Genomic DNA, 25,732 nt, shown 5'->3' on the forward strand with positions numbered 1-25,732 from the left:
GCTCTAATCTTTTTTCTCTTTATCGTTGTGGTTCACCGGATTTTACCGGATTTATGCTAGAATAAGGTGAGTGGCATATGGCAAAAAGGAGAGCGAACATGCAGAAGTGGCATCATATTTTTCATAAAAGTACAGGTCTTAGCCCTTATGTATGGGTCGTATTTTATATTCTACCGTTTTATTTCATCTTTCGGTCCTCTTCTCCCTACCAGGTAGTTTCGGGAATCTTGATGATCGCTGTGTTTTTTGTTTGTTATGTGCTTTCTTTTGTCTCAAAGGGTTGGTTAGTTTATTTTTGGACGAGCGTGCAGATACTGGTCTCTATAACGATGACGTTGTTGTTCGGATATATGTATTTTGCGCTTTTTTTAGCCTTTTTTATTGGAAATATCCAGAACCGAGTTGGGTTCTTCACCCTGTACTCCATTCATTTGCTGACTACGATTATTACGATCAATTATGAGCTGCTGTCGCGTAATCCCGTATTTATCAGCCAGCTTCCCTTTGTGCTTGTCAGTATGATTGCAGTGATCCTGCTGCCAATCAGTACCTATAACCGGAATAATCAAGGGAAGCTGCAAGACCAATTGGAGGATGCTAATAAGCGTATTTCAGAATTGGTTAAGCTCGAGGAACGCCAGCGGATTTCACGTGATCTTCACGATACATTAGGTCAGAAGCTTTCGTTAATTGGTCTGAAAAGTGATTTGGCAGGAAAGCTTATCGACAGTAATCCGACGCAAGCAAAAGCCGAGATCAATGATGTACGCCAGACGGCAAGAAGTGCGCTGAAAGAGGTCCGGGAGATGATTACGCGAATGCGCGGCATTCGGCTTGAGGACGAACTCGTTCATATTCAGCAGCTTCTTGCGGCTGCGGAGATCGATTATGTTTTGCAAGGCAATCCTAAACTGTCTAACACTTCATTGATTACGGAGAATGTGCTCAGCATGTGTATTAAGGAAGCTGTCACAAATGTTGTGAAGCATAGTAATGCACAATCTTGCGCAATTATCATTGAACCCACACGCACAGATCTCATCATTAAAGTGAAAGATGATGGAACCGGCATCCCGGGCAATGATCTTTATTTTAAAGGACATGGGCTGCAAGGTATGCGGGAACGTCTTGAATTTGTAAATGGCTGTATGGATATCGTGCGAGATGAGGGTACTACGATAGTGATTAAGGTCCCAAATGCATTTAAGCATCCGGAACAGGAGGTAACCGTATAATGATTAAGATTGTAATCGCTGAGGATCAGCGAATGCTCCTTGGAGCGTTGGCATCTTTGTTGGATTTAGAAGAGGATATGAAGGTCGTGGGCCGGGCAAGCAACGGGGAAGAAGCTGTAGCGATGGTTCAGCAGCATAAGCCGGATATCTGTATTATGGATATTGAGATGCCAGCGATGAGTGGTCTCGACGCTGCGGAAGCGCTGAAGAATAGCGGCTGCAAAACGATGATATTAACCACCTTTGCCCGTGCGGGATATTTCGAACGTGCGCTCAAGGCGGGAGTTCATGCTTATCTGCTGAAAGACAGTCCTAGCGAAGAACTGGCACTTTCGATACGTAATGTGATGGCAGGCCGACGCATGTATGCACCGGAGCTAATGGATGAAGCCTACAGCGGTGAAGTAAATCCTCTGACTCAACGGGAGAAGGAAGTACTTGGACTCATTGCCGACGGTAAAAATACAAAAGAGATCGCCAGCCAGTTGTACATTACCACGGGAACAGTCCGGAATTACATCTCAGTTATACTAGATAAGCTGGATGTAGGTAACCGCATCGAGGCAATCACTCGATTTAAGGAAAAAGGTTGGTTTAAGTAAGCGGGGGTAAGAAACGATTAGTTGGTTGAAGCAGCTTGTAAACGTGAATAGCAGAGCGCTGATTGCTGATTGCTGATCGCTGATTGCTGATCGCTAATTGCTGATCGCTGATTGCTGATCGCTAATTGCTGATCGCTGATTGCTGATCGCTGATTGCTGATCGCTGAACGCTGATCGCTGAACGCTGAGCGCTGAACGCTGATCGCTGATCGCTGATCGCAGATTCCTGATTTATACTCACCAATCGCAAATAGATGTATTTCCTACAACTATATGCTATAAAATGCTCTGCAGATGCGATTTAGTTGCATTTCTTACATCTAAAAGTTCACTTAGAGGGCATTTCCATTATTTTTCGGGGAAATAGTTGTAGAGAATGCAGTTAAAGAGTTGTCTAAGCAGAAAATATACTTATAATTGTACTGAGTGCAGCTATTTCCTTCATTAGTATTAGTGAAATTCAATATAATCCGCTAAAAATAAAATTTTTAATGTTATTTTGATGTTAACACTCGCCAAATGTTCCCGCGCCGTATATCATTAATTATCGGCCTATTATTCACAATAGGACAGTTAATCAAAAGGAAGTGTATTTTCTGATGTCAAGAAAGCTAAGAGCCGGCATAGTTGGCGGCACAGGTATGGTAGGACAACGTTTTATTGCCCTTTTAGAGAATCATCCTTGGTTTGAAGTAACTGGGATTGCTGCCAGTGCTAGATCTGCTGGAAAAACGTATGAAGAATCGGCCAAGGGCAGATGGAAGTTATCTACTCCAATGCCTGAGAACGTAAAGAATATTATGGTCCAAGATGCTTCTAAGGTAGAAGAAGTTGCTGCGGACGTGGATTTGATTTTTTGTGCTGTAGACATGAAAAAAGATGAGATTAAAGCGCTCGAAGAGGCTTATGCGCGCACCGGAACGCCAGTAATCTCCAATAACTCAGCGCATCGCTGGACGCCTGACGTGCCTATGGTCATTCCTGAGATTAATCCGGAGCATCTTGAGGTTATTGCACAGCAAAGAAAACGTCTGGGAACAGAGACAGGTTTCATTGCGGTTAAACCTAACTGCTCCATTCAAAGTTATGTGCCTGCACTTCATGCGCTCAAAGACTTCAATCCATCTAAAGTGGTGGTCACCACCTACCAAGCCATTTCTGGTGCAGGAAAGACTTTTGCAGACTGGCCAGAAATGCTGGACAACGTGATTCCTTACATCGGTGGCGAAGAAGAGAAAAGCGAGCAAGAGCCTTTGCGGATCTGGGGAAGTGTTCAAGAAGAGGGTATCGTAAAGAGTGAAGCGCCAACGATTACTTCGCAGTGTATCCGTGTGCCTGTAGCGGATGGACATATGGCTGCTGTATTTGTTTCTTTTGAGAAAAAACCGTCCAAAGAAGAGATTCTGAATCTCTGGAAGAGTTTTAAAGGACGTCCTCAGGAGCTTGAACTGCCTAGCGCACCTAAACAGTTCATTACCTATTTTGAAGAGGACAATCGTCCACAGACCAAGCTGGATCGTGATATCGAGAACGGAATGGGCGTATCGACGGGCAGACTTCGGGAAGATGCCCTCTATGATTACAAATTCGTAGGTCTCTCCCATAACACCCTGCGCGGAGCGGCTGGCGGTGCTGTGTTGATCGCTGAGCTTCTGAAAGCAGAAGGTTATATTCAACCGAAATAAGTCCATGCATGAGCTGCAAAGCTGATGTGAATAGACACCTCATCAAAGCTTAGTCTTTGGTGGGGTGTTTTTATTTTAATTTTGAATTTGGTAAAATAAGTTATGGAAGGAGAGGATACCATTGAATAAATATTTATTAGCTTTTATATGGTTACCATTAATCCTGTTTACAAGCGGTTGTACATCGTCAGCTCAAGAGGAACAAGAGTATGGAGTGTCCTCTATAAATGCCGAAATTCCTATTCCGAAGAATGCCAAAGAAATCGTAGTGATAACAAATTCAAATAACCCTAATATAAAAATTGGAGCAAAGTACGAGTTGGATAATATAGGGGGAGTACAAGGTCTTTATCGGCCTGACGGCTATTTTAATAAATTAAACGATGCTGGATGGATAGAGCTGGAGGACAAGCGGTTAGGACATGTGCAATTTTTTGAAAAAAAGGACACCGTCATCGCCATCGAAATACATCAGGATACCTTTGATATTCATGAAATGAATAAAGATGCTAAATTCTAAACAGTGGCTAATAAGATGAAGCATTTGTTATTACTTAAACAGAAAGGTTGAGAGTGTGGTAAGATAGGTAAAGTGTATAAACTATACGAATTCTGAATGACTGACGGAGTGATATAATGGGTGCAAAAAGTAAAGGTGGCGGCACAGGCAGAGGTACGGGGAGTAAAGGCTGGACACGCTGGAACAAAACAGCAAAACCAGTTAAACCTGCTAAAAGTGATCCAACGATGGGTCCAGGTGCTAAAGGTGCAAGTGGAAGCAAGGGCAGTAACGTGAAAAAAAGCGGAAGCACCAAATAGCTCCCTTAAACTGGGTTATTCCTGAAGGTTAACATCTGATTTTGATCGTTAAAATCAGGTGTTTTTTTATGACCAGATGTAAGTATATAGAGAGAAAGTAGGATCAGCAGTGAGAATCGATAAATATATAAGCGAAACAGGCTTTTGTTCCAGAAGGGAAACCAAGCGATTAATTGCAGCAGGTCGAATCGCTGTGAACGGCATTGTCTGTGAGGCGAACATTCTTATAGAGCCAGAGGATATCGTATGGATCGATGGGGAGCCGATAACAAGCAGTAAAGGGGAGCCAGTGTATCTCGCTTTGAATAAGCCGATAGGCATTACCTGTACAGCAGCCCCACATGTGGCTGGGAACATTATTGATTTTGTAGGGTATCCTTCACGGATCTTTGCGATCGGCAGATTAGATAAAAACTCGGAAGGCCTCATTTTGTTAACCAACGATGGAGAGATCGTAAATAAAATGATGCGTTCCGAGAATGGGCATGAAAAAGAATATGTAGTTCATGTAGACAAACCGGTTACGTCAGAATTCTTACAAGCGATGTCTAGCGGCGTGAACATTCTTGGAGTCACAACGAAACCTTGTGAGGTCTATCGGATTACAGAATGTCAGTTTAGAATTATCCTAACTCAAGGTCTCAATCTGCAAATACGCAGAATGTGCAAGGAGTTAGGATATAGAGTACTAAAGCTGGAGCGCATAAGAATTATGAATATTACATTAGACGGCTTGGAGCTGGGACAATGGCGGCATTTAAGCAGTGAAGAGCTGTATGAGCTTATGTCCCGCTTAAACTGACTTTGTCAACAAAGCCTCTGGCAGTTGTGGTAATATCTTCAGCTCCGGCAATCGCTGAGATAACAGAAATCCCATCCGCACCAGCTGTTAATACTGGTGCAAAATTTTGCAGCGTGATTCCCCCAATGCCAACCAATGGGATGGTAATGCCTTTATTTCTTAGTTCTTCAATCATCGCAGTGCCTTGAACAGCTTTGGCATCCTCCTTGGATGACGTAGGATAAATGGGACCCACGCCCAGATAGTCGGCTCCATCGGCAATCGCCTGCTGAGCTTCAGCGAAGGAGTGAGCGGATACACCAATGATTTTATTCTCTCCAAGTAGCTGGCGGATCGCCAATGCAGGTGTATCCTCCTGTCCTACATGAATTCCGTCCGCATCAAGCGCGATCGCTAAATCAATGTCGTCATTCACGATAAAGGGCACGCCATAGGCATGACAGATCTTTTGAAGTCGTCTGCCAAGATTAAGTCGTGCCTTATCGCTTAAGGATCCGGTACCCTTTTCACGGAATTGAAACATGGTTATGCCTCCAGCAACCGCTTCCTGCAGCACCTTAACAGGAGCTTTACGGCAATTTACGCTGCCCATAATGAAATAGACTTTTAATAGATCTCGCAGATGATCACTGTTCATTCGTTGCACTGTTTATCCCTCGCAGTCTGTTCTGATAAGCAAAATGATTGGTTGGTCCATGCCCAGCCCCTATGCCCAGCTCGTCCTCAATCGCCGCTTGTATAAATGCTTTGGCAGTTTGAATGGCCTCAGCTACGGATTTGCCTTTGGCTAGCTCGGCGGTGACCGCTGCTGAATAGGTGCAGCCTGTACCATGCGTATGTCTGGTCTGAATCCGGCTACTCTCCAATAAGGTATATTCGTGACCATCATATAGAAGATCGGTTACGGCTGTGGTCGAGGTATCATGTCCCCCTTTTAGTACTACATATTTGGAGCCCATGCCATGAATGATTTTGGCTGCTTTTTTGCGTTCTTCTATGGTGGAGATCGTCATCTTTGTGATCATTTCGGCTTCGGGAATATTGGGTGTCGTCACCAATGCTAAGGGCAGCAGATGGCTGATTAAGGATTGAACCGCCTCCTGCAGCAGCAGTGTGGACCCTCCTTTAGCGACCATCACAGGATCAATTACAAGATTAGACCAGCCGTAATACTTAATTTTATCTGCCACAATGCGGATGATGTCGCTGTTAAATAACATCCCGGTCTTTACGGCATCTGGTTGCAGGTCAAGTCCTATAGAATCAAGCTGCTGATTTATAGCTTCCAGAGTCACTGGATAAACCCCTTGGACACCCAGCGTATTCTGCGCTGTCACAGCTGTGAGGACGGACATGCCATAGACAGAAAGCTCTTGAAAGGTTTTTAGATCGGCCTGAATGCCAGCACCACCGCCGCTATCGGAGCCGGCAATGGTTAGAGCTTTGGATATAATCATCGAATTCACTCCTTTGAGGGTCATTAACTGAGCTGTTTGATGCTAGATCTTTCTAAGAAGACTTCTGGCGTGACCCATGTCAGTTGATTTAGAAACTCAACCTGAAAGCTTCCCGGTCCTCGACCAGTTGTTAGTTCAGCGGCGATTTCAGCGGCTACTCCATAGAAGGAGAGGGCTTCCACTGCGGCCTCCAACGAGGCACCACCACTTACCGCGAGAAATGCACCCACAACAGCACTGAGCAAGCAGCCAGTTCCTGTAACCTTCGTGAGAATAGGGTGACCGTTGCTGGCAATATAAGTGTTTTTTCCATTCGTGATCACATCGTCTTTTCCAGTTATGATGACCACACAGCTTAACTTCCTCGCAGCAGCTTCAGCCAAAAGGACTACATCGCCTTCACCTTCGCCAGCATCCACTCCTTTAATGGACCAACTCTCCCCAATCACATTAGCGACTTCAGCCACATTCCCCCGCAGTGCGGTGATTTGCATCTCATTCACTAGTTTTTGAGTGACAGCGGTCCGATAAGAAGTTGCGCCTGCACCTACCGGGTCAAGCACTAGGGGAACCCCGTGTTTATTAGCGGATTTACCAGCGAGCAACATAGATTGAATGGCGTAGTCATTGAGCGTGCCTATATTTAGAACTACAGCAGACGACATAGCGGCGATGTCGATCACTTCTTCGTGGGCATCCGCCATAAAGGGAGAGGCACCCAGCGCCAACAGACCGTTGGCTGAGAAATTGGCTACTACAATATTAGTGATGTTGTGGATCAAGGGGTTGGATTCCCGTACTTTGGCTAAGTAACTCATCATAATTCCTCCTCAAGCTTGTATGAATAACCAACTAAACGTTACAGATTGATAAAAGCTTCTTGTGCTTTAATATCTTCTGGTAGAAGATCGTTGGTGGATAACCACTGCTGAACCTTTTCCCAAGATGTCGGGTCTTGATAACCAAAAGTTTGATCGCCTGCATTCATCAGCGGCAGTAGAATTTCAAGACTTTTTTTCTCAATCTCCTTGTCGAGCGGTGAAGTTGCATCTTCATGTGCAATCAGTAAATCCAGGGCTTGTTCAGGATTCTGCTCCACAAATTCCTGTCCTTTTGTTATGGCATTTAGAAATTTTTTAAAGTAGGCTTCAGAATTTTGCAATCCTTGTTCGCTGGCCACCAGCACAAGCTCATAATAGTCAGGTACTCCGTAATCCGTTGGATTAAGCGAGGTGACCGGATGTCCCTCTTTTTCAAGGATCAGTTGTTCATGGTTGATGAACCCGCCCATTATTGCGTCCACTTGTCCTGTAGAGATCGCAGGGATAAGGTCAAAACCTACATCAATCAGCTTGGCGGATGAAGGATCGCCTCCATCACTCTGGATCATTGTCCGAATCATCGCTTCATAGAGCGGAATGGAGGAATAGCCGATTTGTTTTCCCACGAGCTCTTTGGGACTATGAATACTGCCTGCTTGAGGAACCATCAGATGATTCAGTGGATGCCGCACGATTGCTGCAATCGAACGTACAGGGATTTTCTCGCCGCGTGCCATAAGCACCTGAGGCTGATAGCTGAGCGCTAGATCAATTTGATTCGCTGCTACAAGCTTTAGGGCGTCATTGCTGTCCGCAGGCATTTTGATCTCGACATCCAAACCTTCCTCTTGGAAAAAACCTTGCTGTTGCGCAGCGTATAGAAAGGAATGAACGGCATTGGGATACCAATCAAGCATAATCGTCAGCTTGTGTGACTGTTTATTTTCGGAATTGGAGGAACCGGTTTGGGAGTTGTTATTTAGCTTGTCTGCCTTCCCGCAGCTGCTTAAGAGCAAAAGTGTGCATACTAGAAATACAGAAATAAGTCCTCGTTGTGGTGATTTTAAATGATTCATTGGTTAGATCCTCTTTTCTTTAAAAATAATTGTTCGAGTAAAGCTATCGCCAGAAAAAGCACAACACCAAGCGCAGACAGCAGAAATACAGCCGCGAACATTTCATCGCTCTGCATATTTCCGGCCATTCTGCGGCTGAAGTAACCGAGTCCTTTACTGCCGCCGAGCCATTCCCCGATAGTAGCTCCGATGACGCAGTATACAATGGACAGCTTTAAGCCAGAGAAAAAAGCAGGCAGCGCCAGTGGAATTTGGGTTTTGACAAGCAGCTGCCAGCGGTTTGCACCAAATGTTAATAATAAGTCCTTGTAAGTCTGGCCACTTGTACGAAGTCCATCATATGTACTCACTACAACTGGAAAAAAAGCCGTCAAAAACACCACAGCCACTTTGCTCCACAGCGAATATCCGAACCACATAATAAAAATGGGCGATAGCGCAATTAATGGGACCGTCTGGCTAATGATAAGGAAGGGATAGATGGCCTTTTCTACGGGGCGAAACAGGAACATTCCAATACCCAGCAATACACCAAAAATCACAGAAAGGACAAAACCTATCAGTATCTCCTGCAAGGTCGCTAATAAATGCTGTCCAAATAATAATTGCCTGTGCTCGATCAATGCGATGCCAATAGATGAAGGTGCAGGGAGAATAAAGGCTGGAATCAAGTGAAGGCGAACAGCTGACTCCCAGATTACAAGAATGAGCAGTACCAGAAGAAGGAAGGGACCATAGTTGTCTAGATGTTTTTTAAAAGGTATAGGTTGCATGCAATCTTCGCTCCAACTCTGCCCGTAGTGCTATAAACCGGGGTTCATAGTTCATCTTATAATGTCTTGGTTTTGGTAGATCGACAATGATCTCCTGTAATTCGCTGTGCGCACCGCCAGATAATAAATAAATCCGGTCACTGAGCAATAGTGCTTCTTCCAGATCATGAGTGATGAGCATAATCGTCTGATTCAGTTCACCCCATAACTCCAACAGCCAACGGTGTATCTCACGTTTGGTCATGGCATCGAGAGCGCCAAAGGGCTCATCCAGCAGCATAAGGCCACTTCCGCCTCCAGCCACTAAGGTGCGCAGAAATGCGACTCGCTGTTTCATTCCTCCCGAAAGTTCATGGGGATAAGCCTTCTCTACATCTGTTAAGCCGAAGCGGGCCAACATTTCCCGAATCTGAGTGATTGTTTCCTGTTTACTAAATCTGGGCATGATCTCCCAGGGCAAAAGGCAGTTGTCGAGCACTGTTCTCCAAGGCAGCAATAAATCCTGCTGAGGCATATAAGCGATCTGACCTAAACGACTAGCGGTTGAGGGGAGCGTAGGGAGTTTTATTTTTCCATGAGTAGGTTCGAGTAAACCGGCAACCGTTTTGAAAAATGTGCTTTTCCCGCATCCGCTAGCACCTACTACGGAGACGAATTCCCCTTGCCTGATATCCATGGATAGTTTTGCGAATACAGGGGGTTGTTCAGTTTCCGGAAAAGAGTAGGTTAGGCCTTGAATAGATAAAATGGTCGTGATGATCTAACCTCCTAATATTTTTGTGGAGCGCCTAAACAAATAAAGACCCATCCATTTCCAGAGGAAATGAATGGGTCAAAAAGTTCATTCTGCATAATAACACTTAACATGCTTGATGAAAATTCTGCTCCACTTCCCTCCGCTGGTATGATCCAGATCAGGTTCCAAGGGTCCGGAGCTTAAAGCTCCGTCTCAGTCGGCCGACTCCCCTAGTGAAATAACAGGTCCATATTAATTTGTTTATAAATATACCATATCTTTCTGAGAAGTAAAGAGAGAAAGAAGTGAAGGATTAATCCAAGATTGGGTAAGATATAAGTAGAAATCTAGTTAATATTACAATTCCGATGTACATAATCGGAAAAAAGTATTGACGATCATGTGATGGCAGTGTACTATTCAATTTACCGGAAAAAAACCGGATAGAGAGAGGGGATTTAATAATGAAAAAATGGAGTTTAACTATTATATTGGCGTTAACCGTGGTCCTTGTAGCGGCTTGCGGCAATAATTCGAATACCAATACGGCTGCTGAACCAACAGCTGGAACGAATGGTGGAGCAGCATCTTCAGCGCAAAACAGTTTGGAGGCTGTGAAGGCCAGCGGCAAATTGCGGATAGGTACAGAAGGGACTTATGCACCTTTTACTTATCATGACACTGCGGGGAAATTGACGGGTTTTGACGTGGAAATTGCCGAAGAAGTAGCCAAACGTTTAGGTGTTGAAGCAGAATTTTTTGAAACTCAGTGGGATGGTATTTTTGCTGGGATGGATGCGAAACGGTTTGATGTCATTTTTAATGAAGTTTCCATTAACGAAGATCGCAAAGTGAAATATGATTTCTCTGAACCCTATATTGTATCCAAGGCAGTATTGATCGTGAGCGAAAACAATGAGGATATTAAGACCTTTGCTGATCTAAAGGGTAAAAAAGCCGGACAATCCCTGACCAGTAACTTATCCGACATCGCTCGTGAGAACGGTGCTGAAATCGTAGCTACGGACGGTTTCAATCAAGCGATGGATCTGCTGACTTCGGGACGTATTGATGCAACTGTGAATGATGGCTTGTCTTATCTGGATCTGAAAAAACAAAAACCAGATGCAAAAATTAAAGTGGTTGATGAGATTCCTGAAGGCTCACAAAGTGCTGCGGTATTCCTGAAAGGCAATGATGAGCTGGTGAATGCGGTCAGTGATGCGATTAAAGAGATGAAAAGTGATGGAACGTACTTGAAAATTTCCGAGAAATACTTTGGAGCTGACGTTTCAAAATAATACAAGGCTAGCAAGGCTAATTAAGCCTAGAAGCTAAAAAGGATGTCTGAATAATGGATGACCGCAAAATACAAATTTTCTTAGATACACTGCTACCCCTGCTTAAAGCCGGGGTGGCTTTTACCATTCCGTTGGCGCTACTTTCCTTTGTGCTTGGATTGATTTTGGCGATCCTAACCGCGTTGGCACGTCTTTCACCGTGGGTAATTCCGAAGCTAATCGCCCGTTTTTATGTATGGGTCATTCGGGGAACCCCGTTGTTAGTGCAGCTATTTATTATATTTTATGGTTTGCCGGCTGTTGGTATTGTACTCGACCCTTTCATTGCCGCCACCATTGGATTTACCCTTAGCGTAGGGGCTTATTCATCGGAAATCGTACGCGCTGCTATCCTGTCGATACATAAAGGCCAGTGGGAAGCTGCCTTCTCAGTCGGGATGACTCGTGGGCAGGCTCTGCGCCGCGTAATTCTGCCACAAGCTGCACGCGTTTCTGTACCGCCGTTATCCAATTCTTTTATTAGCTTGGTCAAAGATACATCGCTTGCAGCGATCATCACCTATACGGAGATGTTTAGAACTGCTCAGCAGGTAGCCTCTACCACTTATGAGCCTCTGTTGGTATACTCCGAAGCAGGATTGTTTTATTTAGTGTTCTGTTCTGTGCTGTCGGTGCTGCAAAATTACTTGGAGAAACGACTCGATCGTTACTCTGCGACCTAAAGGAGAGATACTTGTGATTGAAATCATTAATTTGCATAAATCCTTCGGCGCACTCCAAGTGTTAAAGGGTATTGATCTGAAAATGGAGCATGGAAAGGTACTTGTCATTATTGGGCCATCCGGCTCCGGAAAGACCACACTGCTGCGCTGTTTTAATCTGTTGGAAATCCCGGATCAAGGCAGCCTGTCACTCGGGGATATCACCATCAATTTTACAGATCATAAGAAAATTCCTCAGAATTCCGTATTGGCCCTTCGGCAGAAAACAGGGATGGTCTTTCAATCGTATAATTTATTCCCGCATATGACTGCGCTTGGCAATGTGATGGAGGGACAGGTAACTGTCCTGAAGCGATCCAAGGAAGAAGCGCGTAAGCGGGGGCTTCAGCTGCTGACTAAGGTGGGTTTGGCTGATAAAGCTGATAACTATCCACATCAGCTGTCAGGTGGACAACAGCAGAGAGTGGCCATCGCCCGGGCTATGGCAGTAGATCCAGAAGTGTTACTGTTTGATGAGCCCACTTCGGCGCTCGATCCCGAGCTGGTAGGGGAAGTGCTCAAGGTTATCAAACAATTAGCAGCAGAAGGTATGACTATGGTGATTGTGACCCACGAGATGAAATTTGCCGCCGATGTAGCGGACCGGATCATTTTGATGGATGGCGGTCATATCTTAGAGCATGGAACTCCGCAAGAAGTGCTGGAGCATCCGAAGAATCCCCGGGCTCTGCAATTTCTGAATAGACTGAATGGTGAAGAAGAGTAGAAAGACAATATACAAGAAAAAGCAGCTCGGGAATCATCCGGAGCTGCTTTTTCTTGTGTAGATTATTCAAATGAGAAGAGTAACTGAAATTTGGCTTATCCTCCAGTTTTCAGGAACTCCAAAGCGTTGTAGAGCATAATCGCTGCTTCGGCACGGGTGAGTTCGCTTTTTGGATTAAACTTTCCGTTAGCGTCTAGAGTATTGATCTTGTATTTCAGGGAGCGCTGAATACTGCCTTGATATGCAGGGGTCAGTGACGCTTCATCGGCGATATCTACTGGAACGATATTGATCATCGGCAGATTACCAACGCCTTCGATCGCTTGCACTAGATAGTTAGTGAATTGCTCTTTGGTCATAATTAGGCTAGGATCAATGTCTTTTGGAAGCTTAACTTGATTGTAATAAGCATTGATAAAGGCTTCAGCGTACCAGGCTTTGTCTTTTACTTTTGTGAACAAGCCGCTGGCAACAGGAGCTTTGTTAAAGTCAATGGCTGCGAGGCTGAGCTGGAGACCGCCGGAGATAAACTGAATCCCTTGGGCTGTAGTTACCTTAGAGCCAGGGAGAAATTGAGATTCGCTGACACCTTTAATTAACCCTTGATTTTTTAAAGAAATGATTTTTTCTTTGCCGTTTATGTTATCAATATCCTTAAAGGTGTTCCCAGCTGCAAACATCTGACCACCCAAAGAAAAGGAGAAAATGGCTACGGTTGTGATCGCTGCTAGTGTGCTCTTTTTCATGTTCATGTCTTTTCACCTCGTTGTATGGATAGGCTCCTTAGCCTTTGTCACTCCTTTAACGTTGTAAATTATGGAAAGGTTGCGGTCTAATCTGTATTATTTCACGAAAAAGTAGATTTTAATAGAAATATGGGCCAGATTGGGGTGTAGTACTTTGGATAAGTGGCATGAAATGATATAATGATGTCAGGCTCTTTTCATTCGTGGTTAATTTTGTTATGATTATATCGTAACGATTACTATTTATGGTTTGTCTTAACTGCATAAATAGGAGCGTCTCAGAGGGTACGGATGTTAAATCGTTCCGGGAAGGTAGGAGACCAAATGGATCAAATATCAAATATCAGTCAATTGTTTGCGGCGCAAAAATATAAATTAACGCCTCAGCGTGAAGCTATAGTGAACGTTCTGCTCGACAATGAGAAGGATCATTTAAGCGTAGAAGAAGTATATATGCTTGTTAAGAACAGCTATCCACATCTGGGCCTGGCAACGGTATACCGTACACTTGAGCTTTTATGTGAGCTACACATTGTAGAGAAGATGAACTTCGGAGACGGAGTTGCCCGTTACGATTTGCGCGGGAACGATCATTCGCATATGCATCATCATTTGATATGCAGCGTATGCGGTCGGTTGGAGGAAATTAAGGACGACTGGCTTGTGGAGCTGGAGAGAAGAGTGGAACGTGAATATGGCTTTAACGTCACGGATCACCGCCTTGACTTCAAGGGTACTTATGGAACATGTAAACGTACTGGCTGCAAAAAAGCAAAAGCAGAAGCAGATAAAGCAGTCTCGTAAGATTGCTTTCTAACCTAAAGACACAGGCTTTCTCTAAGCCTGTGTCTTTTTTGATTACTGCGTTCTAGGAAGTCTAGCTTCGAGTAGGTACAAAGGATTTGATCCACGTTCCGAAACTGCCAGGGTTACGGCTCTGAACGAGAATTACACCTTCTCCACGGAAGCGGCAGACAAGTGCTTCACCACTAGTTATGCTGTTAAGCCAGCCAGAGGCTGCCTTTTCCACCTTGTAGTCCATATAGTCTGGCCATGCTACGAGGTGTCCGTTATCGATAATCATTTCTTCACCAGGTCCTAAATTTATTGCATGGATAGCACCGAAGGAAGACAGGAACACCGTTCCTCTGCCACTGATTTCTACAATGAAGAAGCCTTCACCGGAGAAGAGCCCTCTGGTTAAATTCTGCATTTTAGTATTTACTTGAATGCCTTCAGTTCCGGCGAGAAATCCGTCTTTTTGAACTAACAGTTTATACGATCCGTCTAATTCTATCGCCTGAATATCGCCGAGTGATCCAGGCGACAGCAATACCTCACTTTGACCACGGGTCGCTTTAAGTTCTTGAAAGAAGAATTTCTCACCGCTCAGCATTCTCCCGAGACCGCGCATTAAACCACCATCCACGGTTCCTTTTAATTCTACGTTAGGTGACATCGCGACCATTGCGCCCATTTCAGCCTTTACGCTTTCACCGGGATTTAATTGGACCTTTAACATAGCAAAAGCACCTTCATACAAAACCTGGTAATTCATCCTTTAAACCTCCGCATCTATTTAGATAAGATAGAATACTAGCTTTGCTCTAAGTGTAACGGAATTCTTGCTTCGCTCATAGTCTGGAATATGTTAAAATGAAGTTGTCTTATAGATGTAAGATCTATAATCATTCACCCATGAATAGGAGAGTGGTGTCACATGGCACGAACCAAGACACAAAAAGCCTTGCGTAAGGCAGAGCGCTCCGGAGCCTGGTGCGCAGCACAGAGTCGTAGATTGAATAGTGATTATGGAGCCATTTCACAGCATGTACGATTAACACCAAGCAAGCAGGAACAATTGAATAAGAATAGATATAAGGGGCAGATCTTCCAAGATGATGCTCCTTTTTTATTGGCTATTTGATAAGAGAACATCGCTCAGCGTATAGTAATTGAAGAAATAATATATAGGAGATGTATCCCTGATGAAACAAAATAAATATGACGATTCGAATTTCTTCTCCGCCTACCAGCAAATGCCCCGTTCTATTGGAGGGCTTGCAGCAGCAGGAGAATGGCATGTATTAAAGGCGCTTCTTCCAGACTTACATAATAAAAGTGTGCTTGATCTGGGCTGCGGCTTTGGCTGGCATTGCCTATACGCCCGTGAGCAGCAGGCGAGTTCAGTTATAGGTGTGGATATCTCTGAAAAAATGCTGCAACAGGCGCGTGAAAAAACGAACGATCCTGCTATAACTTATATCCAGCTGCCGATTGAGGACATTGATTTTGCGAGCGAGCAATTTGATGTGGTTCTCAGTTCATTGGCTTTCCACTATATTGAATCTTTTGCAGCCATCTGCCGAAAGGTGCATTCGTTTCTTAAGCCTGGCGGGAGTTTTATTTTTTCAGTGGATCATCCAATCTTTACTTCACGTGAAGAGCAAGACTGGTATGCCGATGAGCAAGGAAACCGCCTGCATTGGCCCGTAGATCATTATCAATCAGAAGGACTTCGTGAAACGAAATTCTTAACAGAAAATGTGATTAAATACCATCGCACGATTTCCACCTACTTTAATGACCTGATTGAAGCTGGCTTTACTATTAAAGTGGTTAAAGAACCAAAGCCTTCAGAAGAAATGAGTAATGATCCATGGATGAAGGATGAGGAGCGTAGACCGATGTTCCTGATCATTTCGGCTGTGAAAGAATAATCTCATGCTCACGAGTTATGTTCGAATATAGAAGCAGGGGTTGTCCTAGAAGTAGCTTTTTCTACTAAGGGACAACCCTTTTGCAATGAAACGGGGTTTCTTCATTTACACCTGTTCTCTGCTATGCACACGATATTCTCTTGGTGACATCCCGAAACGACTTCGGAAGACCCGGTGAAAATAGGTATAGTTCGCAAAACCACAAGTTTCTGCTACTTGCTCCAGCGGCATGGGACTGAAGGTTATCCGTTCTCTGGCCATTTCCAGTCGGACATCGTTTACATATTTAATAATACTGGTCCCAAAGGCTTCCTTAAATAAATGAACGGCCCGCGAGACGGATATACCCACAAAACCTGCTACATCCTCCAATAGAAAGGGTAGGGTTGCGTGCTCCTCAACATATTGCTTCATTCGGTATGCCAGATAACCTTTTGGAGTAATTGCTGGCTGATCTGTAATTAGCCGATCGATTTCCATACATAGAATTTGCAGATAGCAGGCAGATATTTCTGGAGAGAAGTCGGAAAGTCGACGGTGCTCCAGAATCAATTGGCGAAACAAGCCAAGAAAACTCTCACTAAGCGGCACACTTAGGCGAGTGGGTCTTTGTGAACGTTGCCACCATTCATCAATCCATGTTCCTCCGCAAAAGATATGATAATCTCCGCTTTCAATTCGTGGCTTGCCCACAGGGTACTCTTCTTTATCTATGATCAAATAGTAAGGATCATTTGGAGCGAATAACATAATATCTCCGCTTTCCACAGGTGACATCACACCATCGATCAATGCACGGCTTCTTCCTTCCGTTTGCAGACGTATAAGAAAGTTCTGGTTCCCTTGACTTTGAGACATATGAAAAGGCTTGCGATGAAAAGAAAATCCGGCTGATAATACGTGACAGGTAGCAGAATGAGTCATAGGTCCTCCTGGGTGTATTGAAATGATAAGCAGATTGTTCATGTTTTAATCATATTATTCATTTTAATATATACGCTTTCATATTACTATGTAGCTAAGCAATAAAGAAAGAAATCGACCATCAACGCTAGAAACAGTCGGTATTAGCTGTGCTTACAAGAATGACAGTTTAAGGAAACTGATGTGAATCAGATTAGTCAATTCTGTTACAGCATTATTGTTCAAGTGATTGTCACTACAGAAAGCTAACTTTAAATCCAATTGGAGTGATTCGAAAATGCTGAAGATAGGCCTGCAATTGTATACGCTCAGAGAAGAACTGGAACAGGATTTTGAAGGGACACTGCGTAAAGTAGCAGCCCTTGGTTATAAAGGTGTGGAGTTTTTCCATTACTTCGGCCGTAGCGCAGCAGAAGTCAAACAATTGCTTGATGAACTTGGACTAGTAGCGCTGGGCGCACACCGTCCCTATGACGCGTTGTTGAATGATACAGAGGCAGAGATCGCGTACAACCTGGAGATTGGAAATCATCATCTAATTGTGCCGTATCTGTCAGAAGAACAACGTAACTATGAAGAAGTTGCTGCGAATCTGAAGATTATTGGAGAAAAGTGTAAGGCGCGTGGAGCGGTTCTTTTGTACCATAATCATGACTTTGAGTTAACTGATCGATATGGTGACCGTACAGCGTTTGACGGTTTGTTTGAAGAGGTGCCAGCTGATTTGCTGCAAGTTGAAATGGATACATGCTGGGTACATCATGCAGGTTATGATGCCGTAGAATATATCAACAAATACGCTGGCCGGTTGCCAATCATCCATCTTAAAGATTTGAAGAAACATGAGGATGGTTCACCGGAAACGGTTGTTCTAGGCGAAGGAGAAGTAAACCTTACAGCAATTCTTGATGCGGCTGTACAGGCAAAGGTAGAGTGGGCGGTAGTGGAGCAGGATTATTGCAGCCGTTCACCATTAGGAAGTGTAGAAGATAGTTTGAAATGGGTAAAAGCATACGCTAATCAAGGGGGAAATGTTCATGTCTAAAAAGTTGAGAATTGCTATTGTCGGTTGCGGTGGAATTGCTAATGGAAAACATATGCCAAGTTTGTCACGTCAAGCAGATGCTGAAATGGTAGCCTTCTGTGATATCGTCGAAGAACGTGCACAGGAAGCAGCAAAAACCTATGGTGCTGAAGGCGCGGCTGTATATACAGATTATCAAGAGCTTTTGAAAGCCGGAGGATTCGATATCGTGCATGTATGTACACCGAATGACAGTCACTCCGTGATCACAATCGCAGCATTGGAAGCTGGCAATCATGTAATGTGTGAGAAGCCAATGGCGAAGACTACAGCTCAAGCACAGGAAATGTTAGAGGCTGCCAAACGCACTGGCATGAAATTGTCTGTAGCTTATCAGAACCGTTATCGTGCGGATAGTGAATATCTTAAAGACGTTTGTGAAAACGGTGAGCTTGGTGAGATCTATTATGCAAAAGCGATTGCCGTTCGTCGTCGTGCGGTTCCTACATGGGGCGTATTCCTGGATGAAGAAAAGCAAGGCGGCGGTCCACTGATCGATATCGGTACGCATGCGCTTGATCTAACATTATGGATGATGGACAATTATAAACCGCGTAGTGTTATGGGCTCGACTTTCCATAAGCTTGGTAACCGTAAAAACGGCGGAAACGCCTTTGGTCCATGGGACCCTGAACAATTTAAAGTAGAAGATTCAGCATTTGGATTTATTACCATGGAAAATGGTGCTACAATTGTACTGGAATCAAGCTGGGCTCTTAATGTATCTGAATTTGGAGAAGCGAAGACGCTCCTAGCAGGTACAGAGGGTGGTGCAGATATGAAGGACGGGTTACGCTTAAATGGTGACCGTGGTGGCCGTCTATACGAGACTAAAATTGACTTGTCCGCAGGGGGAGTAGCTTTCTTTAACGGAGGACAAGAGAGTGAATCCGATCGTGAAGCTCGCTTGTGGCTTGAAGCAGTTCGGGAAGATAAAGAACCAGTAGTTAAACCTGAACAAGCCCTTGTCGTTACCCAAATTTTGGAGGCTATTTACGAATCTTCCCGTACAGGTCGTGCTGTGTATTTTGACGGAACATCAGATAACTAAACGAGAAGCAGGTGTGAAGTTCATGAGTTCAAACAGACATTCTGTAGTCATTGTTGGTTTTGGAGGAATGGGAAGTTATCACGCAGGATTGATAAAAGAGACCTCTACCTTAATCGTAGTTGGAACGTACGATGTGCTTGAAGCACGTCGTACCAATTCCAACGACGCTGGCTACAAGGCGTACCAAAGTTATGAAGAAGTATTGGCAGATTCTTCGGTCGAAATTATTCTAATTGCCACACCGAACGATGTGCACAAAGAAATTGCGATTCGTGCATTACAAGCTGGCAAACATGTCATTTGTGAGAAGCCAGTTGCTCTATCTAAGGTTGAATTTCAAGAAATACTGGCGGCGGCTGATCAAGCTGGACGTGTGTTTATGGTGCATCAGAACAGACGTTGGGATGAAGATTTTTTAACCATCAAAAAAATGTACGACGAGGAGACGATTGGATCCCTATTCCAGATCGAATCCCGCGTGCACGGAGCGAACGGAATTCCTGGTGACTGGCGTCATGTTAAGGCACAAGGCGGAGGGATGCTGCTGGATTGGGGCGTTCACTTATTGGACCAGCTATTATTCATGATTGATAGCAAAATTACCAGTGTGAGCAGTAGTCTAAGCTTTATTTTAGGAAACGATGTCGATGATGGTTTTGAAGCTATTCTGCAATTTGAGAATGGAATTAAAGCGATCGTAGAGGTTGGGACGACTAACTTTATTACATTGCCAAGATGGTATGTGAAGGGTATCGAAGGCACTGGAATTATTGAAGACTGGTCTTTAACTGGAAGATTGGTGACCAGAAATAACGCAGGTGAAAAAATCGAACCGAAGCCGATTCGTGCAGGTGTAGGACTAACTAAAACTATGGCACCTCCATCGGAGGGGGCAACGATCACTGAGGAATTACCTCAGCCGTCGGAGTTAAGCTCTAGCTTTTATGATAATTTCGCTGCTGTCATTGAGGGAACTGCAGAACCTATCGTTAAGAACGCTGAGGTTATGCGGGTACAGAATTTGATTGAAGTTATTTTTGAAGCTGCTGAGAGTAATCAAGTGGTGAAGAATTTTGATATCTACGATAAATAATAAGTAAACTATTTCCTAGAGGAGGTGGCCTACAATGAAACTTGGAGTATTTATGGTCTTGTTTGGAGGTCGTAAGCTGGAGGATGCTCTTGATTACGTAGTATCCAAAGGGCTAAAGGCGGTAGAAATCGGTACGGGAGGCAATCCTGGCAACAGCCACTGCGACCCTAAAATGCTGCTGGAGAATGAAACAGCCTTACAAGAATTCAAACATGCCGTGGAATCTCGCGGACTTACAATCAGTGCTTTGAGCTGCCACGGTAACCCATTGCACCCGCAAAAAGAACTTGCTCAAAAGGATCATGAGGATTTCGTAAACTCGGTCAAATTGGCGCAGAAGCTAGGGGTTCCGGTTGTGAATACCTTCTCTGGATGTCCTGGAGATCATGAGGGTGCTAAATATCCGAACTGGCCTGTAGCTCCATGGCCCAATGATTATCAAGAAATTCTGGACTGGCAATGGGAGAACAAGGTTATTCCTTATTGGAAAGAATGGGGTGCCTTTGCCGCTCAGCATGATGTAAAGGTAGGTCTTGAGCTGCATGGCGGATTCTCTGTACACACACCAGGTACTCTGCTGCGGCTGAGAGAAGCAGCAGGTGAAGTGATCGGTGCGAACCTTGATCCGAGTCACATGTGGTGGCAAGGAATTGATCCTGTGCAAGCGATTCATATTTTGGGACGCCAAGGTGCAATCCATCACTTCCATGCGAAGGATACCGTTATTGATCCTGTGAATGTCAATATGCACGGATTAACTGATATGCAGTCGTATACCAAGATGCTTGACCGTGCTTGGCAGTTCCGTTCTGTCGGCTTTGGACATGATCTTAAGACTTGGGCTGACATTATTAGTGCACTTCGTTTGGTTGGGTATGACTATGTGGTTAGTATTGAGCATGAAGATGGGCTGATGTCTATTGAAGAAGGTTTCTCCAAAGCTGTAAGTAACCTTCAACAAGTATTGATTGAGGAGCCACTGACAGAAATGTGGTGGGTTTAAACGAAATGGAGAGCTTCACGAAAGTTAAATTAAATGATGAACAGCTGGATATTTTGGTGAAAGCGGTTTTCGGTTCAGAAACTGCGGTTAACCTTAGTTCAGAACTTACGGGAGGCTTTTTTAATACAGCCTATGATTTGGAACTCAGCACTGGGAAATCTGTCATTCTAAAGGTTGCCCCTGCTGTAGAGACAGATACGTTAAGTTATGAGAAGAACATTATGCGAACTGAAGTGGAAGCTCTCCGTATGGTTGCAGATAAGGGTGTTGTGCCCGTGCCTGCCGTCTACCATTATGATGAAAGTCTGCTGCTTATTCCTATTCCGTATTTCTTTATGGAGAAGGTGGAGGGCCAGCCCTACAGTGATGTAAAGGAGAGTCTTTCGCTTCCGGAGAGAGACGCTATCGAAACTGAGCTGGGGCGTTACAATCGCATAATCAATGAGATACGCGGAGAACGTTTTGGCATTTTTGGAACGGATTCAGAGGAGCCAAGAGCCTCGTGGAGAGAGACCTTTTCATGCCTGATGGAAAGTGTACTTGCTGATGCCAAGAGGCTGAATGCACAGCTCCCTGCGTCCAGTGAAGAGATTATGCAGGAGGTTTCCAAGTATCTCCCTGCATTAGATGCCGTAACCGAGCCACGACTGGTGCATTGGGATTTATGGAATGGGAATGTATTTGTGAAGGATGGAGTCATCGTATCGCTGATTGACTGGGAGAGAGCCCTATGGGGCGATGTGCTGATGGAGTATTATTTTAGGCATTTTGAGAATTCTGCCAGTTTCTATAAGGGGTACGGAACAACCTACGACAGTCCGAACGAGATTCAGCGGAAGAAGCTTTATGATCTTTATCTTGATCTTATTCTTGCTATCGAATGTTATTCACGCAAATATGCAGACGAAGGTTATGTCCGTTGGACGCATGATAACTTGACTGAGGGTTGGAACCGTTTTAAAGGCAGCAGTGAATGAAGGTTATAGGTGTGAAAAATGACGTGCGAAAGCACGTCATTTTCCTGTATCTAATTAGATTGGAGGATTACCATGCAGCCGTTAAAAATACCGAGAGAACATAAGCTTCAGATTACAGCTAGTATTCAAGAATATTTTGACACAGAGCTGTCCAGTGAAATTGGGCAATTAGCCAGCGAGAACCTTCTCGATTTTATGCTCAAAGAACTTTCGCCTTATATTTACAATCAAGCGTTGGCAGATGCACGAAAAATGATTGAGCAAAAGATGATTTCTCTGGAAGAGGAGATTTATGCTCTCGAACAACCCTTATCCTCAGGCAGAAGATAATCCAAAAACACGATTAATTTTAGCGCAGATTTATAACAGTTACGTCTGGATCAGTATCAGCTTCGTAATCTACACCTTCAGTCTCGAATCCAAATAGCTGGAAGAATTCCTGTTTATAGCTATGCAGATCCGTTAGGTCGTAGATATTGTCTGAAGTAAGCTGGTCCCAGATTTCTATAACTTCTTGCTGGACTGCCGGAGACAATTCCCAATCATCTATACGGATACGCCCTTCTTCATCCACAGGAGTTCCTTTCGCTGCGTAGAGATGTTCAGCAAACAACCGATAGGTTTGCTCAATACAACCTTCATGAAGACCGTGCTCTTTCATGACTTTGTAAAGGGCGGAAATATAGAGGGGCACGACAGGAATCGCCGAGCTGGACTGTGTGACAAGACCTTTTGTGACCGCTACATAAGCTCTACCGTGAGTAACAGATAACGCTTCGTTAAGTGTTCTTGCCGTAGCTTCGAGATGGTCTTTAGCAAGTCCAATCGTTCCCTGGCGATATACGGCTTGAGTAAGCTCTGATCCGATATACGAATAAGCAATAGTGGTTGCGTGATCAGCTAATACTCCGGCTTGCTGGAGTGCTTCTATCCATAACTGCCAATCATCACCGCCCATCACCCGTACGGTATCATGAGCTTCCTTATCGGTCGCGGGTTCGATGGAGATTTGAGTGACTTCACCCGTATGAAAATTTACAGTTTTGTTGGTAAAGGTGTCGCCAATAGGTTTGAGAACAGAGTTATATACTTCACCTGTCTCCGGGTCTGTACGGCGCCCAGAAGCAACACTGTAGATGACCAAATCGACTTGTCCTAATTCGCTGCGGATCAGCTGAATCGTTCTTTCTTTGGTCTCTTTGGAGTAAGCATCTCCCGTAACGCTGTAGGATTGCAGGCCTGCAGACTCCGCAAGTTGTTCGAAGGCGGCGGAATTGTACCACCCAGCAGAGGCTGTACGGGCTCCATTGCTGCTGCTCGGCCGATATACGCCTACTGTGCTGGCTCCAGCCCCAAAGGCGGCTGTAACCCGTGAGGCGAGGCCGTAGCCTGTGGATGCGCCAATGACAAGTACCTTCCGGGGTCCTTTGATCGCGGGTTGTGCCTTAATATACTCAATTTGCCGCTCGACTTGACGAGCGCAGCCTTGCGGATGTGCGGTTGTACATATAAAGCCACGTGTTCTAGGTTTTATGATCATAATAATAGTTTCCTCTCTTTCATGAAAAGCAGCTAATGATACGTGTTATTTCTAATTTTAACAATTTTCATTCCAATGGAGAAGGATTGTTTATCTTTCTTATATCAAATACAATGAATCCCGGGCTTTTATGAGGTTGGATTTTTGCATTTTTACTTAACTCTGTATGGTGGTGAAGTCTTGGAAAGTCAGACTAAAACAAAATTGACGGTTGAGCAGCAGGACATCCTGGTGGGTGCTGCTTTTGGAAGCCATGTGAAAATCATTCAAAGTACGGAATTGACGGGAGGTTATTTCAACGCAGCTTATGACCTCCTATTGTCAGATGGCAGAGCTACGATCCTTAAAATATCGCCATCCGATGAGACAGACACGCTAAGTTACGAGCACGATATCATGGCTACAGAGGTTGCGGCAATGCAGCTAATGAAGTCTAAAGGAACGGTACCTGTGCCTGAGGTATACGCTTATGATAACAGCAGAAATTTAATATCTAGTGACTTTTTTTTCATGGAGAAAATAATCGGCCAGCCCTATAATGAAATTAAGGAAGAGCTTAGTCCGCAGCAAAGAAGTTGTATTGAGGAAGAATTAGGTCGTTATAGCCGGATTATCAATGAGATTCAAGGGGATCATTTCGGATTATTTAATGTATCCTCGAAGATAAAGGGGACTTCTTGGCGGGAAACCTTTCAAAATTTGATTGGCAACCTCCTTGATGATGCTCGGCGCTTAGAGGCAAAGATGCCCATTCCTTTAGAAAAGATTGAGGCGGAGATCAACAGCCGTATACATGTGATGGATGTGGTCACTGAGCCACGTTTAGTTCACTGGGATCTATGGGATGGGAATGTGTTTGTACGAGAGGGAAGCATTGTTGCCTTAATCGATTGGGAACGGGCGTTATGGGGCGATCACCTTATGGAATATTATTTTCGCTATATTGAGGATTCTGAGCATTTCTGTAGAGGTTATGGGGACAGCTTTGATAGCCCTAATGAATGTGTACGCAAAAAGCTCTACGACTTATATATCGATTTAATTTATTTCATTGAGTGTTATTCGCGTAAATACGATAGCCAAGGCCATTTCCAGTGGGCACAGGATAATCTGCTGGAAGGTTGGGAACGTTTCATGGGTTAGGACATTTTCAGCAAGATTACAACATAAGAAGGTAAGGAGGCTGAGCAGGAGAAGGGAGAGGATTCTCATGTTTGAGTGGCTAAGTGTACATATAGATATCGTAAGTTTGCTGTGGCTGTTGCCGATCCTATTTATGTTTCATGATTTTGAAGAAATATTAACGATTGAAGCATGGGGGGCAAAGTATAGAACCAGGTTAGAGGACGCAATTCCTTCGTTTATGCGCAAGACGTATCATTCGATGTTACAAATGACTACACGTAATTTTGCAATGGACGTATTATTCGTGTATATTTTTATAGTGACGGTAACTTGTATTGCAGTATTCTTTTCTAATTACTTATTGTACTTGGCAGTGCTTGCGGTATTTTTCTTACATGTATTTACTCATCTAGGACAGACGATATATTTAAAGATATATACACCAGGGGTAGTTACAGCAGTACTAGTAGTTCTTCCCTATTCTCTTTATGCGTATTATCGACTATTGAATGACAACTTGGTATCTCTTGGAGATATCGGATGGTCTCTGCTGTTAGTTCTTTTGCTGCTTCCGCCAATATTGTGGTTGTTAGTGAAGAATAGAACTCGCATTAAACAGAACTAGTACATAAGGCTGCTGCTGGCCATATCTTTTTCAGAAAAATCTTGACTAG

The 25,732-nt window shown here is 44.1% G+C and carries 30 protein-coding genes and 1 riboswitch; of the genes, 20 read left to right on the plus strand and 10 right to left on the minus strand.

The window, feature by feature from the left end; all coding sequences use genetic code 11:
- Positions 1-98 precede the first annotated feature (98 nt).
- The 6 genes from MHI25_RS13200 to MHI25_RS13225 all read left to right on the plus strand — a co-directional run bounded on the left by MHI25_RS13200 (position 99) and on the right by MHI25_RS13225 (position 5,143).
- Positions 99-1,235 (plus strand): sensor histidine kinase, encoded by a 1,137-nt coding sequence (locus MHI25_RS13200; RefSeq protein WP_076125940.1) that lies wholly within the window; start codon positions 99-101, stop codon positions 1,233-1,235.
- Complete coding sequence (locus tag MHI25_RS13205) at positions 1,235-1,837, plus strand: response regulator transcription factor (protein WP_036686291.1); 603 nt, start codon at positions 1,235-1,237, stop codon at positions 1,835-1,837. The genes MHI25_RS13200 and MHI25_RS13205 overlap by 1 nt, the downstream gene beginning before the upstream one ends.
- Positions 1,838-2,436: 599 nt before the next feature.
- On the plus strand, positions 2,437-3,522 hold the full coding sequence (asd, locus tag MHI25_RS13210) for an aspartate-semialdehyde dehydrogenase (RefSeq protein WP_340395517.1): 1,086 nt from the start codon (positions 2,437-2,439) through the stop codon (positions 3,520-3,522).
- Between the two features lie 121 nt (positions 3,523-3,643).
- A complete protein-coding gene (locus MHI25_RS13215) occupies positions 3,644-4,042 on the plus strand; it encodes a hypothetical protein (RefSeq protein WP_076125942.1) in 399 nt (132 codons plus the stop codon).
- Between the two features lie 116 nt (positions 4,043-4,158).
- On the plus strand, positions 4,159-4,341 hold the full coding sequence (locus MHI25_RS13220; RefSeq protein WP_076125944.1) for a DUF3934 family protein: 183 nt from the start codon (positions 4,159-4,161) through the stop codon (positions 4,339-4,341).
- Positions 4,342-4,450: 109 nt separating this feature from the next.
- The gene (locus tag MHI25_RS13225) at positions 4,451-5,143 is read left to right on the plus strand and encodes a pseudouridine synthase (RefSeq protein ID WP_076125945.1); all 693 of its coding nucleotides are present in this window, start codon (positions 4,451-4,453) and stop codon (positions 5,141-5,143) included.
- Here the strand turns inward: MHI25_RS13225 and thiE are convergent.
- From thiE to MHI25_RS13255, 6 genes are read right to left on the minus strand one after another with little or no spacing between them, the layout of a single operon-like run.
- A complete protein-coding gene (thiE, locus tag MHI25_RS13230) occupies positions 5,124-5,780 on the minus strand; it encodes a thiamine phosphate synthase (RefSeq protein ID WP_143762375.1) in 657 nt (218 codons plus the stop codon). The genes MHI25_RS13225 and thiE overlap by 20 nt on opposite strands.
- Positions 5,770-6,600 (minus strand): bifunctional hydroxymethylpyrimidine kinase/phosphomethylpyrimidine kinase, encoded by an 831-nt coding sequence (thiD, locus tag MHI25_RS13235; RefSeq protein WP_179086240.1) that lies wholly within the window; start codon positions 6,598-6,600, stop codon positions 5,770-5,772. The genes thiE and thiD overlap by 11 nt, the downstream gene beginning before the upstream one ends.
- A 23-nt stretch (positions 6,601-6,623) precedes the next feature.
- On the minus strand, positions 6,624-7,418 hold the full coding sequence (gene thiM / locus MHI25_RS13240; protein WP_076125949.1) for a hydroxyethylthiazole kinase: 795 nt from the start codon (positions 7,416-7,418) through the stop codon (positions 6,624-6,626).
- Positions 7,419-7,459: 41 nt separating this feature from the next.
- Positions 7,460-8,497, minus strand: coding sequence for an ABC transporter substrate-binding protein (locus MHI25_RS13245; RefSeq protein ID WP_076125951.1), 1,038 nt, complete (start codon positions 8,495-8,497; stop codon positions 7,460-7,462).
- A complete protein-coding gene (locus tag MHI25_RS13250; RefSeq protein WP_081387718.1) occupies positions 8,494-9,270 on the minus strand; it encodes an ABC transporter permease in 777 nt (258 codons plus the stop codon). The genes MHI25_RS13245 and MHI25_RS13250 overlap by 4 nt, the downstream gene beginning before the upstream one ends.
- Positions 9,251-9,946, minus strand: coding sequence for an ABC transporter ATP-binding protein (locus MHI25_RS13255; RefSeq protein WP_179086241.1), 696 nt, complete (start codon positions 9,944-9,946; stop codon positions 9,251-9,253). Before MHI25_RS13255 ends, MHI25_RS13250 begins: the two co-directional genes overlap by 20 nt.
- 198 nt (positions 9,947-10,144) lie before the next feature.
- A riboswitch (TPP riboswitch) is annotated at positions 10,145-10,248 on the minus strand.
- 222 nt (positions 10,249-10,470) lie between these two features.
- Between MHI25_RS13255 and MHI25_RS13260 the strand changes: the two genes are divergently transcribed.
- The 3 genes from MHI25_RS13260 to MHI25_RS13270 are packed head-to-tail and all read left to right on the plus strand — an operon-like array spanning position 10,471 to position 12,795.
- Positions 10,471-11,307: an amino acid ABC transporter substrate-binding protein gene (locus MHI25_RS13260; protein ID WP_076183478.1), complete on the plus strand. Its 837-nt coding sequence runs from the start codon at positions 10,471-10,473 to the stop codon at positions 11,305-11,307.
- Between the two features lie 53 nt (positions 11,308-11,360).
- Positions 11,361-12,029, plus strand: a complete 669-nt coding sequence (locus MHI25_RS13265) for an amino acid ABC transporter permease (protein WP_076125956.1) — start codon at positions 11,361-11,363, stop codon at positions 12,027-12,029.
- Between the two features lie 13 nt (positions 12,030-12,042).
- Positions 12,043-12,795 carry an amino acid ABC transporter ATP-binding protein gene (locus MHI25_RS13270; RefSeq protein WP_076125957.1) on the plus strand — a complete coding sequence of 251 codons (753 nt, stop codon included), beginning with the start codon at positions 12,043-12,045 and terminating at the stop codon, positions 12,793-12,795.
- Between the two features lie 95 nt (positions 12,796-12,890).
- Here MHI25_RS13270 and MHI25_RS13275 read toward each other — a convergent pair whose 3' ends face one another.
- Positions 12,891-13,547, minus strand: a complete 657-nt coding sequence (locus tag MHI25_RS13275) for an S-layer homology domain-containing protein (RefSeq protein ID WP_076125959.1) — start codon at positions 13,545-13,547, stop codon at positions 12,891-12,893.
- Between the two features lie 318 nt (positions 13,548-13,865).
- Here MHI25_RS13275 and MHI25_RS13280 point away from each other — a divergent pair, with 318 nt between their 5' ends.
- Positions 13,866-14,345 (plus strand): transcriptional repressor, encoded by a 480-nt coding sequence (locus tag MHI25_RS13280; protein ID WP_036686314.1) that lies wholly within the window; start codon positions 13,866-13,868, stop codon positions 14,343-14,345.
- Between the two features lie 73 nt (positions 14,346-14,418).
- Here MHI25_RS13280 and MHI25_RS13285 read toward each other — a convergent pair whose 3' ends face one another.
- Positions 14,419-15,099 (minus strand): TIGR00266 family protein, encoded by a 681-nt coding sequence (locus MHI25_RS13285; RefSeq protein WP_076125960.1) that lies wholly within the window; start codon positions 15,097-15,099, stop codon positions 14,419-14,421.
- 162 nt (positions 15,100-15,261) lie between these two features.
- On the opposite strand from MHI25_RS13285, the gene MHI25_RS13290 reads away from it, so the two are divergent.
- Both MHI25_RS13290 and MHI25_RS13295 read left to right on the plus strand, forming a co-directional pair.
- The gene (locus MHI25_RS13290) at positions 15,262-15,468 is read left to right on the plus strand and encodes a hypothetical protein (protein WP_076125962.1); all 207 of its coding nucleotides are present in this window, start codon (positions 15,262-15,264) and stop codon (positions 15,466-15,468) included.
- A 61-nt stretch (positions 15,469-15,529) separates the two neighbouring features.
- Positions 15,530-16,261, plus strand: coding sequence for a class I SAM-dependent methyltransferase (locus MHI25_RS13295; protein ID WP_340395518.1), 732 nt, complete (start codon positions 15,530-15,532; stop codon positions 16,259-16,261).
- A gap of 105 nt (positions 16,262-16,366) precedes the next feature.
- Here MHI25_RS13295 and MHI25_RS13300 read toward each other — a convergent pair whose 3' ends face one another.
- The gene (locus tag MHI25_RS13300; protein ID WP_076125965.1) at positions 16,367-17,185 is read right to left on the minus strand and encodes an AraC family transcriptional regulator; all 819 of its coding nucleotides are present in this window, start codon (positions 17,183-17,185) and stop codon (positions 16,367-16,369) included.
- A gap of 277 nt (positions 17,186-17,462) precedes the next feature.
- Between MHI25_RS13300 and MHI25_RS13305 the strand changes: the two genes are divergently transcribed.
- The 6 genes from MHI25_RS13305 to MHI25_RS13330 all read left to right on the plus strand — a co-directional run bounded on the left by MHI25_RS13305 (position 17,463) and on the right by MHI25_RS13330 (position 22,723).
- A complete protein-coding gene (locus MHI25_RS13305) occupies positions 17,463-18,230 on the plus strand; it encodes a sugar phosphate isomerase/epimerase (RefSeq protein ID WP_076125967.1) in 768 nt (255 codons plus the stop codon).
- On the plus strand, positions 18,223-19,320 hold the full coding sequence (locus MHI25_RS13310; protein ID WP_036686323.1) for a Gfo/Idh/MocA family oxidoreductase: 1,098 nt from the start codon (positions 18,223-18,225) through the stop codon (positions 19,318-19,320). The genes MHI25_RS13305 and MHI25_RS13310 overlap by 8 nt, the downstream gene beginning before the upstream one ends.
- A gap of 22 nt (positions 19,321-19,342) precedes the next feature.
- Positions 19,343-20,413, plus strand: coding sequence for a Gfo/Idh/MocA family oxidoreductase (locus MHI25_RS13315; protein WP_076125969.1), 1,071 nt, complete (start codon positions 19,343-19,345; stop codon positions 20,411-20,413).
- Positions 20,414-20,447: 34 nt separating this feature from the next.
- Positions 20,448-21,416 (plus strand): sugar phosphate isomerase/epimerase, encoded by a 969-nt coding sequence (locus MHI25_RS13320; protein ID WP_076101695.1) that lies wholly within the window; start codon positions 20,448-20,450, stop codon positions 21,414-21,416.
- Between the two features lie 5 nt (positions 21,417-21,421).
- The gene (locus MHI25_RS13325; protein ID WP_076301955.1) at positions 21,422-22,393 is read left to right on the plus strand and encodes an aminoglycoside phosphotransferase family protein; all 972 of its coding nucleotides are present in this window, start codon (positions 21,422-21,424) and stop codon (positions 22,391-22,393) included.
- A gap of 72 nt (positions 22,394-22,465) precedes the next feature.
- The gene (locus MHI25_RS13330; RefSeq protein ID WP_076125970.1) at positions 22,466-22,723 is read left to right on the plus strand and encodes a DUF2164 domain-containing protein; all 258 of its coding nucleotides are present in this window, start codon (positions 22,466-22,468) and stop codon (positions 22,721-22,723) included.
- Positions 22,724-22,742: 19 nt separating this feature from the next.
- On the opposite strand, the gene fabV is transcribed toward MHI25_RS13330, so the two are convergent.
- Positions 22,743-23,933, minus strand: a complete 1,191-nt coding sequence (gene fabV / locus MHI25_RS13335) for an enoyl-ACP reductase FabV (RefSeq protein ID WP_076301833.1) — start codon at positions 23,931-23,933, stop codon at positions 22,743-22,745.
- 180 nt (positions 23,934-24,113) lie between these two features.
- Between fabV and MHI25_RS13340 the strand changes: the two genes are divergently transcribed.
- Both MHI25_RS13340 and MHI25_RS13345 read left to right on the plus strand, forming a co-directional pair.
- The gene (locus MHI25_RS13340; RefSeq protein ID WP_076301956.1) at positions 24,114-25,076 is read left to right on the plus strand and encodes an aminoglycoside phosphotransferase family protein; all 963 of its coding nucleotides are present in this window, start codon (positions 24,114-24,116) and stop codon (positions 25,074-25,076) included.
- Between the two features lie 67 nt (positions 25,077-25,143).
- Positions 25,144-25,683: an HXXEE domain-containing protein gene (locus MHI25_RS13345; RefSeq protein WP_076125975.1), complete on the plus strand. Its 540-nt coding sequence runs from the start codon at positions 25,144-25,146 to the stop codon at positions 25,681-25,683.
- Positions 25,684-25,732 lie beyond the last annotated feature (49 nt).

This window comes from Paenibacillus sp. FSL E2-0177 (assembly GCF_037992975.1).
GTDB lineage: Bacteria > Bacillota > Bacilli > Paenibacillales > Paenibacillaceae > Paenibacillus_AQ > Paenibacillus_AQ odorifer.

Excerpts from the sequence above, each read along its gene's own strand:
- MHI25_RS13200 (WP_076125940.1), top strand. The coding sequence starts at position 99 with ATGCAGAAGTGGCATCATATTTTTCATAAAAGTACAGGTCTTAGCCCT.
- MHI25_RS13205 (WP_036686291.1), top strand. The coding sequence starts at position 1,235 with ATGATTAAGATTGTAATCGCTGAGGATCAGCGAATGCTCCTTGGAGCG.
- asd (WP_340395517.1), top strand. The coding sequence starts at position 2,437 with ATGTCAAGAAAGCTAAGAGCCGGCATAGTTGGCGGCACAGGTATGGTA.
- MHI25_RS13220 (WP_076125944.1), top strand. The coding sequence starts at position 4,159 with ATGGGTGCAAAAAGTAAAGGTGGCGGCACAGGCAGAGGTACGGGGAGT.
- thiE (WP_143762375.1), bottom strand. The coding sequence starts at position 5,780 with ATGAACAGTGATCATCTGCGAGATCTATTAAAAGTCTATTTCATTATG.
- thiD (WP_179086240.1), bottom strand. The coding sequence starts at position 6,600 with ATGATTATATCCAAAGCTCTAACCATTGCCGGCTCCGATAGCGGCGGT.
- thiM (WP_076125949.1), bottom strand. The coding sequence starts at position 7,418 with ATGAGTTACTTAGCCAAAGTACGGGAATCCAACCCCTTGATCCACAAC.
- MHI25_RS13245 (WP_076125951.1), bottom strand. The coding sequence starts at position 8,497 with ATGAATCATTTAAAATCACCACAACGAGGACTTATTTCTGTATTTCTA.
- MHI25_RS13250 (WP_081387718.1), bottom strand. The coding sequence starts at position 9,270 with ATGCAACCTATACCTTTTAAAAAACATCTAGACAACTATGGTCCCTTC.
- MHI25_RS13255 (WP_179086241.1), bottom strand. The coding sequence starts at position 9,946 with ATGGATATCAGGCAAGGGGAATTCGTCTCCGTAGTAGGTGCTAGCGGA.
- MHI25_RS13260 (WP_076183478.1), top strand. The coding sequence starts at position 10,471 with ATGAAAAAATGGAGTTTAACTATTATATTGGCGTTAACCGTGGTCCTT.
- MHI25_RS13265 (WP_076125956.1), top strand. The coding sequence starts at position 11,361 with ATGGATGACCGCAAAATACAAATTTTCTTAGATACACTGCTACCCCTG.
- MHI25_RS13275 (WP_076125959.1), bottom strand. The coding sequence starts at position 13,547 with ATGAACATGAAAAAGAGCACACTAGCAGCGATCACAACCGTAGCCATT.
- MHI25_RS13280 (WP_036686314.1), top strand. The coding sequence starts at position 13,866 with ATGGATCAAATATCAAATATCAGTCAATTGTTTGCGGCGCAAAAATAT.
- MHI25_RS13285 (WP_076125960.1), bottom strand. The coding sequence starts at position 15,099 with ATGAATTACCAGGTTTTGTATGAAGGTGCTTTTGCTATGTTAAAGGTC.
- MHI25_RS13290 (WP_076125962.1), top strand. The coding sequence starts at position 15,262 with ATGGCACGAACCAAGACACAAAAAGCCTTGCGTAAGGCAGAGCGCTCC.
- MHI25_RS13295 (WP_340395518.1), top strand. The coding sequence starts at position 15,530 with ATGAAACAAAATAAATATGACGATTCGAATTTCTTCTCCGCCTACCAG.
- MHI25_RS13300 (WP_076125965.1), bottom strand. The coding sequence starts at position 17,185 with ATGACTCATTCTGCTACCTGTCACGTATTATCAGCCGGATTTTCTTTT.
- MHI25_RS13305 (WP_076125967.1), top strand. The coding sequence starts at position 17,463 with ATGCTGAAGATAGGCCTGCAATTGTATACGCTCAGAGAAGAACTGGAA.
- MHI25_RS13310 (WP_036686323.1), top strand. The coding sequence starts at position 18,223 with ATGTCTAAAAAGTTGAGAATTGCTATTGTCGGTTGCGGTGGAATTGCT.
- MHI25_RS13315 (WP_076125969.1), top strand. The coding sequence starts at position 19,343 with ATGAGTTCAAACAGACATTCTGTAGTCATTGTTGGTTTTGGAGGAATG.
- MHI25_RS13320 (WP_076101695.1), top strand. The coding sequence starts at position 20,448 with ATGAAACTTGGAGTATTTATGGTCTTGTTTGGAGGTCGTAAGCTGGAG.
- MHI25_RS13325 (WP_076301955.1), top strand. The coding sequence starts at position 21,422 with ATGGAGAGCTTCACGAAAGTTAAATTAAATGATGAACAGCTGGATATT.
- MHI25_RS13330 (WP_076125970.1), top strand. The coding sequence starts at position 22,466 with ATGCAGCCGTTAAAAATACCGAGAGAACATAAGCTTCAGATTACAGCT.
- fabV (WP_076301833.1), bottom strand. The coding sequence starts at position 23,933 with ATGATCATAAAACCTAGAACACGTGGCTTTATATGTACAACCGCACAT.
- MHI25_RS13345 (WP_076125975.1), top strand. The coding sequence starts at position 25,144 with ATGTTTGAGTGGCTAAGTGTACATATAGATATCGTAAGTTTGCTGTGG.